Origin of the sequence: Actinomycetospora callitridis (assembly GCF_028737265.1) — a bacterium.
Lineage (GTDB): Bacteria > Actinomycetota > Actinomycetes > Mycobacteriales > Pseudonocardiaceae > Actinomycetospora > Actinomycetospora callitridis.
Genome location: NZ_JAQZAK010000001.1, coordinates 953,159 through 968,693 on the forward strand (window position 1 = coordinate 953,159; position 15,535 = coordinate 968,693).

Sequence of the window (15,535 nt, forward strand, 5' to 3'; positions counted from 1 at the left end):
AGCAGGTAGGCCCCCGCCTCGGGGTGGGCGTGGCGCGCGACGATCTCGACCAGTTCCGGCGGGCGCACGCGGGCCATCTCGGTGTTCGTGTCGAGGCCCAGTGCCGCGTCGACGACGACCTCGACCCCGTGCTCGGCGAGGGAGGCCTTCTCGCGGTCGTGGACCGCCGCGACGCACGGGGTCAGCAGGCCCACGCGCGTCGCGGCCAGCTCGCGCAGCGCGGCGACGAGCGCGGCCCCGGCGGGCACGCCGGTGCGGCGCTCCATCGACGTGCGCAGCCGCTCCTCGAGCTCCGGGGTGATGGTCGTGACCGCCGTGCGCACCAGGTCCGGGCGGGCGTCCGCCAGCAGCTCGGCCGCGGCGTCGACACCGTCGGCCATCCGCGCCAAGGCCTCGGGGGAGCGGGACCTCGTCCTCGGCACCTTCACCGAGGCTCCGGGGGCCAAATAGGATTCCCCTCCAGGCCTTCGAGGCTTCGAGACTGTCGAGGGCGCGGAGGGGGACTGAGGGGGAACGTGGCGAGCGAACGCTTCGGCCCGTACCGGATCGAGGGGATGATCGGGCGCGGGTCGATGGGCGAGGTCCACCGGGCCACCGACCTGCGCAAGGAGCGCACGGTCGCGCTCAAGCGCCTCTCCGTCGCCCACAGCGGCGACGAGGGGTTCGCCACCCGCTTCCGGCGCGAGGCCGAGATGACGGCCCGGCTGCACGAGCCCCACGTCATCCCGATCCACGACTACGGCGAGATCGACGGGCAGCTCTACCTGGACATGCGCCTCGTCGAGGGCATCGACCTCAGTGGCGCGATCGCCGCCTCCGGGCCGCTCGACCCGCAGCGGGCGGTCGCTGTCGTCGAGCAGGTCGCGGCGGCGCTCGACGCCGCCCACCGCGCCGCGCTGATCCACCGCGACGTCAAGCCCTCGAACATCCTGCTGGCGCAGACGGAGGGCTCGGGGCCCGAGTTCGCCTACCTCATCGACTTCGGGATCGCGGCGAGCCTGCGCGATTCCCGCCTCACCGAGCAGAGCACGCTGATCGGCACCGCCGCCTACATGGCGCCCGAACGGTTCATGCCCGGGGCGGGCGGCGACCACCGCGTCGACGTCTACGCCCTGGGCTGCGTGCTGCACGAGACGCTGGTCGGCAAGCAGCCCTTCCCGTCCGGGAGCATCCACCAGCTGATGCACGCCCACGTCCACGAGCCGGCGCCCCGGCCCGGCAGCCTGCGGGCCGGCCTGCCGCAGGCGCTCGACGAGGTCGTCGCCATCGCGATGGCCAAGGACCCCGACCAGCGCTACCAGCGCGCGGGCGAGCTCGCCGCCGCCGCGCGCGCGGCGGTCTCGGGCGTCGGGGCGGTCGTGCCCGGGTCGCCGAGCTCGCCCACGATCCCGGGGGCGGGCGGGCCCGGCGGGGCGGGCGGGCCGGCTGGATCGGCGGCCGCGCCCGGCCGGTCGGACTCGACCGACGAGTTCGCGCGCCCGGCCCTCGCGGGCACGAAGCAGGGCACGAAGCCCGGCACGGCCCCGGGGACGGCCTCGGGGACGGCCTCGGGGACACAGGCGCCACCCCCGTCCTCGCTCCCGTCCCGGCGCCCCCGGCTGTGGCTGGTGGCCGGGGTGCTGCTGGGGCTGCTCGTGCTCGGCGGCACGGGCTACCTGCTCGCCCGGGACTACCTGCCCGGCCAGGCCGCCCCTCCCGGCCCGGCCGCGGCCCGGCTGCCCGACGGCCTCGTCGGGACGTGGAACGGCACCCAGAACGAGCCCGCCTCGGGACGCGACTTCGGGGTCCGCGTCGACCTGACGTCCGGGGCGGTCGGCGAGCGCGTGGGGGAGATGTCGTTCTCCGTCTTCGACTGCCGGTTCGACCTGGTCCTCAACGGCGTCCAGGGCACCACCGACATGGCGGCCCGCCCGATCGCGGGCCCGTGCTCCGAGGGCGTCGTGCGCGCCACCGAGGCCGGGCCGGACCGCTTCACCTACGAGACCCTCGCCGGCGACCAGGTCGTCGCGACGGGGGATCTCACGCGGGGCTGAGGGCCGGGGTCTCGCTCAGACCTCGGGCGGCTCGTCCGGCACGCCCTCGTCGCGCTCGGCCCACTCGAGCAGGGCGCGCAGGTCGAACACCGACTCGTCGATGCCGGCCGTCAGGTCGCCGATCTCGGCGTAGCGAGCGGGCATCGTCGCGATCGTGAAGTCGCCCGGCTCGGCATCGGGGACCTCGTCCCAGCGCAGCGGCGCCGACACCCGCGCCTCCGGCGTCCCGCGCACCGAGTAGGCCGAGGCGATCGTGTGGTCGCGGGTGTTCTGGTTCCAGTCGAGGAAGACCGTCCCGGGCTCGCGGTCCTTGCGCCACCACGCGGTGGTGACCAGGTCCGGGGCGCGGCGCTCGACCTCGCGGGCGAACGCGAGCGCCGCCCGACGCACCTCGGTGAACGAGTGCTCGGGACGGATGCGCACGTAGATGTGCAGGCCCTTGCCGCCGGAGGTCTTGGGGAACCCGACGGCGCCGAGGTCGTCGAGCACCTCCCGGGCGACCGCGGCCACCCGGCGCACGGTGGGGAACTCGACGCCGGGCATGGGGTCGAGGTCGATGCGCCACTCGTCGGGGGTCTCGACGTCGGCCGCCCGGCTGTTCCAGGGGTGGAACTCCACGGTCGACATCTGCACGGCCCAGATCACGTCGGCTGGGCTGGTGACGCACAGCTCGTCGGCGGTGCGGTTGTAGCGCGGGAAGTGCACGCGCACGGTGCGCACCCAGTCCGGGGCGCCCTTGGGGAGGCGCTTCTGGTGCACCTTCTCGCCGTCGGTGCCGGTGGGGAAGCGGTGCATCATGCAGGGCCGTTCCCGCAGCGCCCGCACGATGCCGTCGGAGACGGCGAGGTAGTACCGGGCGAGATCGAGTTTGGTTTCTCCGCGCGCCGAGAAGTACACCCTGTCGGGGTTCGACAGGCGCACGGTCCGGCCGTCGACCTCGATCTCCGCGGCCTCGGTCACGGCGGCACGATACTCCCGGAGCGGACGGAGGCTCATGACCAAGCGCATCGTGGTGATCGGCGGGGACGCCACCGGCATGTCGGCGGCGTCCACGGCGCTGCGCCACGCCGAGGACGGCGCCCTCGAGGTCGTCGTGCTCGAGCGGGGTCACTACACGTCGTACTCGGCGTGCGGCATCCCGTACTGGATCTCCGGGCACGTGGCCGACGGCGACCAGCTCATCGCCCGCACGCCCCAGCAGCATCGCGAGGCCGGGATCGACGTGCGGATGCGCACCGAGGCGACGGCGATCGACCTCGACAAGCGGTCGGTGAGCGTGCGCGGCGTCGACGACGGCGACACCTACGAGCTCGGGTACGACGAGCTGGTCATCGCCACCGGCGCGGTGCCGACCGTGCCTCCGCTGGAGGGCTCCGACGCGCTGGGCATCTTCGGCGTGCAGACCCTTGAGCAGGGCGAGGAGATCGTCAAGGACTTGGCCGACGGGGACCGCCGGCGCGCCGTGGTCGTGGGCGCGGGCTACATCGGCGTCGAGATGGCCGAGGCGATGGTCGTGCGGGGCCTCGAGGTGACGGTCGTCGAGCACGCCCCGGAGCCGTTCACCCAGGTCGACCCGGACATGGGCGCGATGATCCGCGAAGCCATGGAGGGCATGGGGATATCGGTCCTGTCCGGGACCTCCGCCGACGGCTTCGACGTGGGCGAGGACGGGCGCGTGCGTGCGGTGCGCGCCGGCGACACGGTGCTGCCCGCCGACATCGTGATCATGGGTCTCGGCGTGAAGCCGAACGCGCAGCTCGCCGCCGACGCCGGGCTGACGATCGGTGCGGCCGGCGGCATCGCCACCGACGTGCGCATGCAGGCCGCGCCCGGCGTGTGGGCCGGTGGCGACTGCGTCGAGGTGCACCACAAGCTGTCCGGGAAGCCCGTGCACATCGCGCTCGGCACCCACGCCAACAAGCACGGCCGGATCATCGGCACCAACATCTCCGGCGGGTACGGCGCCTTCCCCGGCGTCATCGGCACGGCGATCAGCAAGGTGTGCGATCTCGAGATCGGGCGCACCGGTCTGACCGAGTCCGAGGCGACCGCCGCGGGCTTCGGCTACGTCACCGCCACCGTCGAGTCGACGACGACGGCCGGCTACTGGCCGGGCGCCGAGATGATGACGGTCAAGGTGCTTGCCGAGCAGCGCACCGGCCGGCTCCTGGGGGCCCAGATCGTGGGCCGCCAGGGCTCGGGGAAGCGCATCGACGTCTTCGCCACGGCGATCTGGAACGGCATGACCGTCGAGGAGATGACGTTCATGGACCTCTCCTACGCCCCGCCGTTCTCGCCGGTCTGGGACGCCGTCCTCGTCGCCGCCCGCAAGGCCGCCAAGGAGGTCCAGGCCGCCGTCCCGGTCTCCCCGGTCTGACCCATGTGAGCGAAGTTCCCGGCTATAGCCGGGAACTTCGCTCACGGGTCAGCCGACGTGGACCGCCGGGCGGCGGTGGCGGTCGGGCTCGGCCTCGCGGAGCACCTCGCGGGTCACCGGGGCCACCTCGCCGACGCCGAAGAGCAGGTAGCGGGCGATGTTGGTGGCCGGGCTGCCCTCGTCCCACTCGAAGTAGACGTGCGGCACGCGCCCGGTGAGGTCGCGCAGGTGCAGCAGGAGCGCCGCGATGGCGTTGGGCACCGTCGCGCTGCGGGCGCGCAGGATCCGGTAGCCGTGGCGCTCCTCGCCGAGCACGTACAGCTCGGACTCGAAGTTCGAGGGGTCGTCCACGGTGATCTCGACGAAGATCACCACGTCGCCGGACGGGATGTGGTGGTCGGCGCGCTCCTGGAGCTCCTTCTCCTCGTACTCCCGCTTGTCGCGCCGGCCCGGCTCGTTGGCCACCAGCCGGATCGCCGCCTCCGGGTCCTCCTCGTGGGCCTCGCGGACGATCCGGCGGGCGGTCTTGTCGAGGTGCACCCCGGTGATCCGCAGTTCGGTGCTGCGCAGCGCCCGCGAGGCGAAGGACACGACGAAGATCGCCGCCACGAAGAGCAGCCCGATCTTGAGACCCTCGGGACGCTCGATCATGTTCGCCACGGTCGTGTAGACGAAGACGACGGCGATGATCCCGAAGCCGACCGTCGCCGCCTTCTGGCCCTTGTGCCGCGCCGAGAGGGTCACCGCGATCGACGCCGACGTGATGAGCACCAGCACGCCGGTGGCGTAGGCGCCGCTCTGCGCGTCGACGCTCGCGTCGAAGATGATCGTGATCAGGATGCCGAGGGTCGTGAACACCAGCACCATCGGACGCACGGCGCGCGCCCAGTTCGGCGCCATGCCGTAGCGCGGCAGGTAGCGGGGCACGAGGTTGAGCAGCCCCGCCATCGCCGACGCCCCGGCGAACCACAGGATCGTGATGGTCGACAGGTCGTAGGCCGTGCCGATGACCTCGCCGAACTGCTCGTGCGCCAGGTACGCGAGCGCCCGCCCGTTGGCCTGGCCCTCGGGCCCGAACTGGTCGAGCGGGATGAGCAGCGTCGTCACGAAGCTCGACGTGACGAGGAACCCGCTCATGATCAGGGCGGCGGTGGTGAGCAGCTTGCGGGCGCCCGCGATGCGCCCTTCGGGGTGCTTCTCCGTGTCGCCCTCGGCGCCCTTGACCAGTGGCATGACCGCGACCCCGGTCTCGAACCCGGACAGGCCCAGCGCGAGCTTGGGGAACACCACGAGGGCGATCGCGACGACGACCAGCGGGTTGCCGTGCTGCGTGAGCAGGGCCTCGCTCCAGTCGGCGACGACCACCGGCTCGGTGAACACCCGGTAGAGCGCGCCGGCCACGACCACGAGGTTGAGCAGCAGGAACGTGGCCACCACGACCACCGCGATGTTGACGGCCTCGGCGAAGCCCATGAGGAAGACCACGCCGAGCAGCACGACGAGCGCGCAGGTCAGCGGCACCTCCCAGCCGTGCAGCGCGCTGCCGACCAGAGGGTTCTCGACGATGTGGGCGGTGGCGTCGGCGGTGGAGAGCGTGATCGTGATGAGGAAGTCGGTGACCGCGAAGCCGAGCAGCACGAGCACCAGCAGCTTGGACCACCAGTACGACAGCAGCCGCTCGAGCATGGCCACCGAGCCCTCGCCGTGCGGGCTCTCGCGGGCCACGCGCCGGTAGACCGGCAGGGCGCCCGCGAGCGTGATCACCACGAGGACGAGCGTCGCGATCGGCGAGATCAGCCCGGCGGCGACGACCGCGACGGCCGGCTGGTAGCCCAACGTCGAGAAGTAGTCGACGCCCGTGAGGCACATGACGCGCCACCACGGCTTGCCGTGGGAGGTCTCCCGCGGCTTCGCGTGGGGCCCGGAGTACTGGGCGCTACGGTCGGCCAGGCCGTCGAGCAGCCACCGCCGCAGGGCCGACGGCTCCCGGCGCTGCTCGGGCGGCGCCGGCGGGGCGCTCACCGACGCCAGGACGTCCGGGCGCGGATGATCGAGCCGAGCGAGAGCGCGAAGAAGCCGATCGCGAGGACGACCAGCCAGATGTCCTCCTGGGCGCCCACGTGGTTGCCCCAGAGCATGATCAGCATGATCGCCGCCACCAGGAAGCCCGCGAACCGCGCCAGCTTCGGGTAGTGCGCGTGCCAGCCCCACTCCACCGAGGGCTCGTCGTCCGAGGACACACCGTTGACCACCACGGCCTCGTGGTCGTGGTGCGCGACTCCGCCGCCGCGCTCCTGCTTGGCAGGGCTGTTCGAGGCCACGGGGCACTCCTGTCGTCTCGCTCGTGCGGGCGCGTCCAACCTACCGTCCCGGGCCCGCGCCCGTGATGATGAGCCGCGATGAGCACACCGTCCGGGTCCACCTCCGAGCCTCGCCGGCTCGTCCTCCTGGGCTCCACCGGATCGATCGGCACCCAGGCCCTCGACATCGTGCGGGCCCACCCCGAGCGCTTCGTCGTCACCGGGCTCGCCGCCGGTGGCGGCCGTCCCGACCTCCTCGCCCAGCAGGCCGCCGAGTTCGGGGTGCCGACGCTCGCCGTCGCCGACCCGGCGGCCGCGCCGGACCTGCGGAAGCGCACGGGTGCCGACGTCCTCGCGGGCCCGGAGGCGGCGGCCGACCTGGCCGGCTCGGGTGCCGACGTCGTGCTCAACGCCATGGACGGCTCGCGCGGGCTCGCCCCGACGCTCGCCGCGCTCGCCGCGGGCTCGACGCTCGCGCTGGCCAACAAGGAGTCGCTGGTGGCCGGCGGGCCGCTGGTGACCCGCACGGCGACCCCCGGCCAGCTCGTCCCGGTGGACTCCGAGCACTCCGCGCTCGCGCAGTGCCTGCGGGGAGGCCGCGCCGAGGAGGTCGGGCGCCTCGTGCTGACGGCCTCCGGCGGCCCGTTCCGCGGACGACCCCGCAGCGAGCTCGCCGGCGTCACCGTCGACCAGGCGCTGGCCCACCCCACGTGGGCGATGGGCCCGGTGGTGACGCTGAACTCGTCGACGCTGGTCAACAAGGGGCTGGAGCTGATCGAGGCCCACCTGCTGTTCGGCGTGCCCTACGAGCGCATCGACGTCGTCGTCCACCCGCAGTCGATGATCCACTCGATGGTCACCTTCGTGGACGGCGCGACGATCGCCCAGGTCAGCCCGCCCGACATGCACATGCCGATCGCGCTCGCGCTCGCCTGGCCCGAGCGCCTCGCCGGCGCGAGCCGGCCCGAGACGTTCGCCGACCCGACGAGCTGGACCTTCGAGCCCGTCGACGCCCACGCGTTCCCCGCCCTCGACCTCGCCCGCGCCGCGGGCAGCGCCGGGGGCTGCCTGCCCGCGGTCTACAACGCCGCGAACGAGGAGGCCGTCGCCGCCTTCCTCGCCGGCCGCTGCGCCTGGACCGGCATCGACGAGACGCTCGCCGCGGTGCTCGACGACGCGGGGGAGTGGGTGGCCGACCCGGACACCGTCGCCGACGTCCTCGCCGCGGAGGACTGGGCCCGCGCCCGGGCCCGCGAGCGCCTGGTGCCGGTGCCCTGACCGGTGTCCCGAGTGGCGTCCCGACCCGGGGCGCCCACGCAGGGCACATCCCCGGCCGTCTACCGTCCTGACCCGTGATGCTCGTCCTGGGGATCGTGCTCTTCGCGCTGGGTCTGCTGCTCTCCATCGCGTGGCACGAGCTCGGCCACTACACGGCGGCCCGGCGGTTCGGCATCCGCGTGCCCGAGTTCATGGTCGGGTTCGGACCGACGGTGCTGTCGGTCAAGAAGGGCGAGACGCGCTTCGGCCTGAAGGCCGTCCCGCTCGGCGGCTACATCCGGATGATCGGGATGATCCCGCCCGCTCCCGGCGAGCGCGTCGGTCGCAGCCGCCGGTCGGGGCCCTTCCAGGGGATGGTCGACGACGTCCGCGCCGACTCGGTGCGCGACTTCGAGCCCGGCGACGAGGACCGCCAGTTCTGGACCCGCAAGCCCTGGCAGCGGATCATCGTCATGCTCGCCGGGCCGTTCATGAACCTGGTCCTGGCGATCGTCCTGTTCGCGATCGTGCTCATGGGCTTCGGCGTCGCGACCCCGCAGCCCGTGGTCAACGCCGTGAGCGAGTGCGTGGTCCCGGCCTCGTCGCAGACCGGTCCCGGCTGCCCGCCGGGCGCCCCGCCGACGCCCGCCGCGCAGGCGGGCTTCCAGCCCGGCGACCGCATCGTGAGCTTCGCCGGCCAGACCTACCCGGACTGGCCGAGCCTGCAGCGCGCCATCCGTGACGCGCGCGGCACCGTGCCCGTGGTCGTGGAGCGGAACGGCGCCGAGCTCACGCTCTACCCGACGCTGATCGAGAACCAGGTGCCCGACCTGGACACCCCGCTCGGCGCCGACCCGCGCTACATCACCGCGTCGTTCCTCGGCCTCGAGCCGATCCAGCCGGTGATGCGCCAGACCGTGGGGCAGGTCACCGAGCGCATGGGGGAGATGCTCGAGGGCTCCGTCTACGCGATCGCGCGCCTGCCCGAGAAGGTGCCGGCGCTGTTCGGGGCGGTGTTCCTCGGCGAGGAGCGTGAGGTCAACGGCCCGGTGAGCCTCGTCGGCGTCTCGGTCATGGGCGGCCAGGTGCTCGAGCAGGAGCGCCCGGTGGCGGTCGAGATCTCGATCTTCCTCAACCTGCTCGCCGCGGTGAACCTGTCGCTGTGCCTGCTCAACCTGCTGCCGATCCTGCCGCTCGACGGCGGGCACGTGCTGCCGGCGCTGTGGGAGGCGGTCAAGAAGCGGATCGCGCGGCTGCGGGGGCGCCCCGACCCCGGCCCGGTCGACCTCGCCCGCCTGATGCCGATCGGCGTCGGTTTCGCGGCGGTGATCATGGCCTACGGGCTGCTGGTGATCGTGGCCGACATCGTCAACCCGATCGACCTGGGGTTGTAGCTCACTCCGGACGTGTCACGGCCCACCGGCGGGCGCCTCGGGGCTGTAGGACACTGGAGGGGTCAGGTCCTCCAGCACGGGAGAGAGATGACCATCGATCTCGGCCTGCCCGAAGCCCCTGCGGTGCTCGCGCCCCGGCGCAAGACCCGCCAGCTCGACGTGGGCGGCGTCGGTGTGGGCAGCGACCACCCGGTGTCGGTCCAGTCGATGACCACCACGCTGACCTCCGACGTCAACGCCACCCTCCAGCAGATCGCCGAGCTCACCGCGGCCGGCTGCGACATCGTCCGCGTCGCCGTGCCCTCGGCCGACGACGCCGAGGCGCTGCCGGCCATCGCGAAGAAGTCGAACATCCCGGTGATCGCCGACATCCACTTCCAGCCGAAGTACGTGTTCGCCGCGATCGACGCCGGCTGCGCCGCCGTCCGCGTGAACCCCGGCAACATCAAGAAGTTCGACGACAAGGTCGGCGAGATCGCGCGCGCCGCCAAGGACGCGGGCACCCCGATCCGCATCGGCGTCAACGCCGGCTCGCTCGAGCCCGGGATCATGGCGAAGTACGGCAAGGCGACGCCCGAGGCGCTCGTCGAGTCGGCGCTGTGGGAGGCCTCGCTCTTCGCCGAGCACGAGTTCCACGACATCAAGATCTCGGTGAAGCACCACGACCCGGTGACGATGGTGCGCGCGTACGAGCTGCTCGCCGAGCAGTGCGACTACCCGCTGCACCTCGGCGTCACCGAGGCCGGGCCGACGTTCCAGGGGACGATCAAGTCCGCGACGGCGTTCGGCGCCCTGCTCAGCCGGGGCATCGGCGACACCATCCGCGTCTCGCTCTCGGCCCCGCCGATCGAGGAGGTCCGGGTCGGGCTCTCGATCCTCGAGTCGATGAACCTGCGTCCGCGCAAGCTCGAGATCGTCTCCTGCCCGTCCTGCGGGCGCGCCCAGGTCGACGTCTACAAGCTCGCCGACGAGGTGACCGCCGGGCTCGAGGGCATGGAGGTCCCGCTGCGCGTCGCCGTCATGGGCTGCGTCGTCAACGGGCCGGGCGAGGCCCGCGATGCCGACCTCGGCGTGGCGTCGGGCAACGGCAAGGGCCAGATCTTCGTCAAGGGCGAGGTCATCAAGACCGTGCCCGAGGCCCAGATCGTCGAGACCCTCATCGAGGAGGCCCTGCGCCTCGCCGAGGAGGCCGGCGAGGACGAGCTCGCGGGCGGCCAGGCCGGCAACGCGCCGACCGTCACGGTGGGCTGATCCCGGCGGCTCGATGTCAGCGGCGTGCCGTCGCAGACGTTGAGTGTCCGTATCGCTCCGTCGATCACCGGCGAGCGGGCTCGGCAGTGCCGGGGGTCGGGGTTCCGTGATCGGATGAGGGCGTGAGCACGTTCGACGACCTCGACGCCTTCGTCGCCAGCCGCCGCTGTGCCGGGCTCGCGCTGTCCCCGGACGGCACGCGCCTCGTCACCACCGTCTCGGAGCTCTCCGCGGACGGGAAGAAGTACGGCACCTCGCTGTGGGAGCTCGACCCGGGCGGTGAGCGGGCGCCGCGGCGCCTGACGCGGTCGTCGTCCGGCGAGTCGTCGGCCACGTTCACCCCGGACGGCGACCTGCTCTTCACCTCGCGGCGCGCCGACCCCACGGCGGAGAAGCCGACCGAGGACCGCACCGCCCTGTGGCTCCTGCCGGCCCGGGGCGGCGAGGCGCGGCCGGTGGCCGAGCGTCCCGGCGGCGTCAGCGGCTTCGCCGTCGCGCGGGACGCCGGCACGCTCGCGCTGGTCACCCCGAAGCCGGTGGAGGGGGACGCGGCCGAGCAGCGGGAGGCGCGCGAGACCGCGGGCGTCGCGGCGCGGCTGCACACCCGGTTCCCGGTGCGCTTCTGGGACCACGACCTCGGCCCCGGCCGCGCGCACCTGCAGCGGTGCGCGCCCCCGGACCCGGCCGACCCCGACGCCGGCTACGGCGAGCCCGAGCACGTCGCCCCCGGCGCCGACCACCGCTTCGGCGGGAGCGCGATCAGCCCCGACGGGCGGACCGTCGCCGTGGTCGCGGAGGTGCCCGACCCCGCCGATCCCGCGTCGTGGCGCCGCCGCCTGGAGCTGCACACCGAGGACGGGCGCGTCGTCGTCGGCGACGAGCCGGGTGCCGACCACGAGGCGCCCACCATCACCCCGGACGGCCGGTGGCTGCTGTGGGTGCGCGAGCGGCACCCCCGCCCGGGGCGCGGGATGGCGCACACGCTGAAGGCGCGGTCGCTGGTCGACGGCAGCGAGCGGGACGTCCTGCCCGAGGAGGCCGTCCAGGTCCGGGGCGTCACCGGGGCGCCGGGCGGCGACGTCGTGTACGTCGTCGTCGACGAGGCCGGCCACGGGCCGGTGCTGCGCGTGTCGATCACCGACGGCACCGTCACCCGCCTGACCCGCTCCGGGGCCTACACCGACGTCGTCGCCGCCCGGGACGGCTCGGCGCTCTACGCGCTGCGCTCGGGCGTGGACGCGCCCCCGACGCCGGTGCGCCTCAACCCCGAGGGCGCCGACCAGGAGGTGGGCGGGGGTGTCACGGCGCTGCGCGGGGTGACCGAGCTCGACCCGCTGCCCGGGACGCTCACCGAGGTGCACGCCACCGCCGCGGACGGCACGGCCCTGCGCTCGTGGCTGGTGCTGCCCGGCGGCGCGTCGGCGGCCTCCCCGGCCCCGCTGATCCTCTGGATCCACGGCGGGCCGCTCTCGAGCTGGAACGCCTGGTCGTGGCGGTGGAACCCGTGGCTGATGGCCGCGCGCGGCTGGGCGGTGCTGCTGCCCGACCCGCGCCTGTCCACCGGTTACGGCCAGGAGTTCCTCGACCCCGCCACCGGCGCCTGGGGCGAACTGCCCTACACCGACCTCATGACGGCCACCGAGGCCGCGGTGGCGCGCGAGGACATCGACGCCACGCGCGTCGCCGCGATGGGCGGGTCCTTCGGCGGCTACATGGCCAACTGGATGGCCGGGCACACCGACCGCTTCGCCGCGATCGTCACCCACGCCAGCATCTGGCACCTCGACGGCTTCGTCGGCACCACCGACGCGTCATTCCACTGGCGCCGCGAGTGGGGCGACCCGCTCGACGAGCGCGAGCGCTACGACGCCCACTCGCCCCACCGCCACGTGCGGTCGATCGCCACGCCCATGCTGGTGATCCACGGCGACAAGGACTACCGCGTGCCGATCTCCGAGGGGCTGCGGCTCTGGTACGACCTGCAGCGCTGCGGGGTGGAGTCGCAGTTCCTGTACTTCCCCGACGAGAACCACTGGGTGCTCCAGCCCGGGGACGCGAAGCTCTGGTACCGCACGGTGTGGGCGTTCCTCGACCACCACGTGTTGCACCGTCCCTGGGAGCGACCGGCCCTCGTCTGACGGAGGGACGCGATCTCCCCTGGAGACCGTGGACATGGCACGCTTGGGAGGTGCTCCGTACCGCCGGTGCGCGGCTGCTCGACGACCGGGACCGGTCGAAGGTGCGGAGCGCCCTCGACGCCGATCCCGTCGCCACCTGCATGGTCGCCTCGCGCGTCGAGACGGTCGGGGTCGAGCCGTGGCGCCTGGGCGGTGAGCTGTGGGGCGTCGGCGGTCGGCTGGACGGGCTGTGCTTCTCGGGGGCCAACCTCGTGCCCCTGCGCGGCGACCGCACGGAGGTGCGTCACTTCGCCGAGCGGGCCCGTCGGCAGCGTCGCTCGTGCTCGTCGCTGGTCGGGCGCCGCGAGCTCGTGCTCCCGCTGTGGGAGGAGCTCTCCGAGCACTGGGACAGCGCTCGCGAGGTGCGTCCCGACCAGCCGCTGATGGCCACCGCGGTCGCCCCGACGGTGACGCCCGACCCCGCGGTGCGCCAGACCCGCCCGGACGAGCTCGAGCGCTACCTGCCCGCTGCGATCGCGATGTTCCTCGAGGAGGTCGGGGTCGACCCGCGCCTCGGCGACGGCGGCGCGGGCTACCGGGCGCGGGTGGCGGAGCTGATCGGCGCCGGGCGCGCGTTCGTGCGCTTCGAGCAGGGCGAGGTCGTGTTCAAGGCCGAGATCGGCGCCCTGTCGTCGCGGGTCGGGCAGATCCAGGGCGTCTGGGTGCACCCCGAGTGGCGGGGCCGGGGGCTCGGGCAGTCGGGGACCGCGGCCGTCGTCGCCCACCTCGTGCGGGCGCGCCGGGTCGCGAGCCTCTACGTCAACGCGTTCAACACCCCCGCCCGCCGCGCCTACGAGCGCATCGGGTTCGAGCAGGTCGGCTCGTTCGCGACGGTGCTGTTCTAACTACCCTCGGGTCGTGACCACCACTGCGACCCCGACCCGGCACGCCTCCTGGATCGCGCTCGACGCCGCGGCGGTGCTGGCCTTCGCGGTGATCGGCCGGGCGAGCCACACCGAGGACCTCGCGGGCACGCTGCTCACCGCCGCGCCCTTCGTCGTCGGCGCCGCTGTGGGGACGCTGGCCGCGCGGACGTGGCGCGACCCGCTCGCCTGGCGTGCGGGGCTCGCCGTGTGGGCGGGCGCGGTGGTGATCGGGCTGCCGTTGCGCGCCGCGATCACCGGACGCCTGCCCCTGTCGTTCGCGATCGTGGCCACCGTCGCGCTCGGCGCACTGGTGCTGGGGTGGCGCGGCGTCGTCCGCCTGCTCCGTCGGTCGATGACACGCCGTCACCACTGAGGCTCGTCGGGTCCCGATCCGGTGAGTCTTTCGAGGCACGCGACGATGCCCCGCCATCGCCGATCGGCACGGCGTCCCGGATCGAACCGGCCGCGTGGGGGAGCCCCTTCCGCTCCGCGAGAGCGACGCGGACGAGGCCGAGGTGGTGTCGTGCGGTCCGGTCAGTCCGGGTCGGCGGCCGGGCGGGTCGTCGCCTCCACGCCGGCATCCGCGGGCGTCCGGGCGCCGGCGTCCTCGCTGGTCGAGCAGCCCGGAGCGCCCACCGGAGCGGCGGGAACGGCCGTCCCGACCGGCGGCGGGGGGACGTCACCCGCACGGGCGGTGGCCCCCGGACCGCGATCGCCCCGGCCGCGACGGTGGAGACGACGGCGGCGGCCACTTTCCTGTTCACGATCGTTCCCCCCGAGTGCATCCTGCTCGCGCGCGATCGACCCCGGCGGTGGCATCGATGTCGTGGCGAACCGTCGACGACGATGGGGTTCGTTCACGGAGCGTCGCCAGGAGTGGCGAGCCGTTCTCACCGCATCGTGTGCCGCGCCCTCGGCGGCGACGGCTCGTTGCTGCTCCACCGGTGGAGACACCGGCCCGGATCCGTCCACGGGACGACGCGACGGCGGCCCGCGAGCGGGGCGCCTAGGGTGGGGGCATGCCGGTCCGCGCCCCGTTGCGGCCCGGGCAGCAGACCCCGCTGCGCCCGGTGCCCCCGCACATCACCCGCCCCGAGTACGTGGGGAAGCCCGCGCCCACGCGCAGCACCGATCCCTGGGTGCAGCCGCCCGAGGTCATCGAGGCGATGCGGGTCGCGTCCAAGATCGGCGCGCAGGCGCTGCAGGCCGGTGGCGAGGCCATCCGCCCGGGCGTCACCACCGACGAGGTCGACCGCGTCGTCCACGAGTTCCTCGTCGACCACGACGCCTACCCGTCGACGCTGGGCTACCGCGGCTTCCCGAAGTCGTGCTGCACCTCGATCAACGAGGTCATCTGCCACGGCATCCCGGACTCGACGGTGATCAGCGACGGCGACATCGTCAACATCGACGTCACCGCCTACATCGGCGGCGTGCACGGCGACACGAACGCGACGTTCCTCGCCGGGGACGTCGACGAGGAGGACCGCCTGCTCGTCGAGCGCACCCTCGAGGCGACGAAGCGGGCGATCAAGGCGGTCAAGCCGGGGCGTGAGCTCAACGTCGTCGGGCGCGTGATCGAGTCGTACGCGAACCGGTTCGGCTACGGCGTCGTCCGCGACTTCACCGGCCACGGCATCGGGCGCGCGTTCCACTCGGGCCTCGTCGTCGTCCACTACGACGACCCGGACCGCCACGAGATGCTCGAGCCGGGGATGACGTTCACGATCGAACCGATGATCACCCGCGGCTCCGTCGACTACGACGTCTGGGACGACGGCTGGACGGTGACGACCAAGGACAAGTCGCGCACCGCGCAGTTCGAGCACACGATCCTCGTCACCGACACCGGCAGCGAGATCCTCACGCTGCCGTGAGCA

The 15,535-nt window shown here is 73.5% G+C and carries 12 protein-coding genes and 1 pseudogene; 9 read left to right on the plus strand and 4 right to left on the minus strand.

Features of this window, described 5'->3' with window-relative positions; all coding sequences use genetic code 11:
- Positions 1-50 precede the first annotated feature (50 nt).
- A pseudogene (locus PH191_RS30045) lies at positions 51-380 on the minus strand (aspartate racemase/maleate isomerase family protein); the annotation flags it as partial.
- Between the two features lie 135 nt (positions 381-515).
- Here PH191_RS30045 and PH191_RS04605 point away from each other — a divergent pair.
- On the plus strand, positions 516-2,033 hold the full coding sequence (locus PH191_RS04605) for a serine/threonine-protein kinase (RefSeq protein ID WP_274193421.1): 1,518 nt from the start codon (positions 516-518) through the stop codon (positions 2,031-2,033).
- A 15-nt stretch (positions 2,034-2,048) separates the two neighbouring features.
- On the opposite strand, the gene ligD is transcribed toward PH191_RS04605, so the two are convergent.
- Positions 2,049-3,029 carry a non-homologous end-joining DNA ligase gene (gene ligD, locus PH191_RS04610; RefSeq protein ID WP_274193422.1) on the minus strand — a complete coding sequence of 327 codons (981 nt, stop codon included), beginning with the start codon at positions 3,027-3,029 and terminating at the stop codon, positions 2,049-2,051.
- On the opposite strand from ligD, the gene PH191_RS04615 reads away from it, so the two are divergent.
- On the plus strand, positions 3,028-4,410 hold the full coding sequence (locus PH191_RS04615) for an FAD-dependent oxidoreductase (RefSeq protein ID WP_274193423.1): 1,383 nt from the start codon (positions 3,028-3,030) through the stop codon (positions 4,408-4,410). The genes ligD and PH191_RS04615 overlap by 2 nt on opposite strands.
- A gap of 48 nt (positions 4,411-4,458) precedes the next feature.
- Here the strand turns inward: PH191_RS04615 and PH191_RS04620 are convergent, their stop codons facing one another.
- Entirely contained in the window at positions 4,459-6,432 is a 1,974-nt protein-coding gene (locus tag PH191_RS04620) for an APC family permease (RefSeq protein WP_274193424.1), read from the minus strand.
- Complete coding sequence (locus PH191_RS04625) at positions 6,429-6,731, minus strand: DUF2631 domain-containing protein (RefSeq protein ID WP_274193425.1); 303 nt, start codon at positions 6,729-6,731, stop codon at positions 6,429-6,431. Before PH191_RS04625 ends, PH191_RS04620 begins: the two co-directional genes overlap by 4 nt.
- A 78-nt stretch (positions 6,732-6,809) precedes the next feature.
- On the opposite strand from PH191_RS04625, the gene dxr reads away from it, so the two are divergent.
- The 7 genes from dxr to map all read left to right on the plus strand — a co-directional run bounded on the left by dxr (position 6,810) and on the right by map (position 15,532).
- Positions 6,810-7,988 (plus strand): 1-deoxy-D-xylulose-5-phosphate reductoisomerase, encoded by a 1,179-nt coding sequence (gene dxr, locus PH191_RS04630; RefSeq protein ID WP_274193426.1) that lies wholly within the window; start codon positions 6,810-6,812, stop codon positions 7,986-7,988.
- 77 nt (positions 7,989-8,065) lie between these two features.
- Positions 8,066-9,361, plus strand: a complete 1,296-nt coding sequence (locus PH191_RS04635; protein WP_274193686.1) for a M50 family metallopeptidase — start codon at positions 8,066-8,068, stop codon at positions 9,359-9,361.
- Positions 9,362-9,448: 87 nt separating this feature from the next.
- Entirely contained in the window at positions 9,449-10,612 is a 1,164-nt protein-coding gene (gene ispG / locus PH191_RS04640) for a flavodoxin-dependent (E)-4-hydroxy-3-methylbut-2-enyl-diphosphate synthase (protein ID WP_274193427.1), read from the plus strand.
- A gap of 122 nt (positions 10,613-10,734) precedes the next feature.
- Complete coding sequence (locus PH191_RS04645) at positions 10,735-12,750, plus strand: alpha/beta hydrolase family protein (RefSeq protein WP_274193428.1); 2,016 nt, start codon at positions 10,735-10,737, stop codon at positions 12,748-12,750.
- A gap of 50 nt (positions 12,751-12,800) precedes the next feature.
- The gene (locus PH191_RS04650) at positions 12,801-13,634 is read left to right on the plus strand and encodes a GNAT family N-acetyltransferase (protein ID WP_274193429.1); all 834 of its coding nucleotides are present in this window, start codon (positions 12,801-12,803) and stop codon (positions 13,632-13,634) included.
- Positions 13,635-13,647: 13 nt separating this feature from the next.
- Positions 13,648-14,028, plus strand: coding sequence for a DUF3054 domain-containing protein (locus PH191_RS04655; RefSeq protein ID WP_274193430.1), 381 nt, complete (start codon positions 13,648-13,650; stop codon positions 14,026-14,028).
- A 646-nt stretch (positions 14,029-14,674) separates the two neighbouring features.
- Entirely contained in the window at positions 14,675-15,532 is an 858-nt protein-coding gene (gene map, locus PH191_RS04660) for a type I methionyl aminopeptidase (protein WP_274193431.1), read from the plus strand.
- Positions 15,533-15,535 lie beyond the last annotated feature (3 nt).

What these genes read in the sequence shown, in the direction of transcription:
- map (WP_274193431.1), top strand. Translation starts at nt 14,675, where the DNA reads ATGCCGGTCCGCGCCCCGTTGCGGCCCGGGCAGCAGACCCCGCTGCGC.
- dxr (WP_274193426.1), top strand. Translation starts at nt 6,810, where the DNA reads ATGAGCACACCGTCCGGGTCCACCTCCGAGCCTCGCCGGCTCGTCCTC.
- ispG (WP_274193427.1), top strand. Translation starts at nt 9,449, where the DNA reads ATGACCATCGATCTCGGCCTGCCCGAAGCCCCTGCGGTGCTCGCGCCC.
- PH191_RS04635 (WP_274193686.1), top strand. Translation starts at nt 8,066, where the DNA reads ATGCTCGTCCTGGGGATCGTGCTCTTCGCGCTGGGTCTGCTGCTCTCC.
- PH191_RS04615 (WP_274193423.1), top strand. Translation starts at nt 3,028, where the DNA reads ATGACCAAGCGCATCGTGGTGATCGGCGGGGACGCCACCGGCATGTCG.
- ligD (WP_274193422.1), bottom strand. Translation starts at nt 3,029, where the DNA reads ATGAGCCTCCGTCCGCTCCGGGAGTATCGTGCCGCCGTGACCGAGGCC.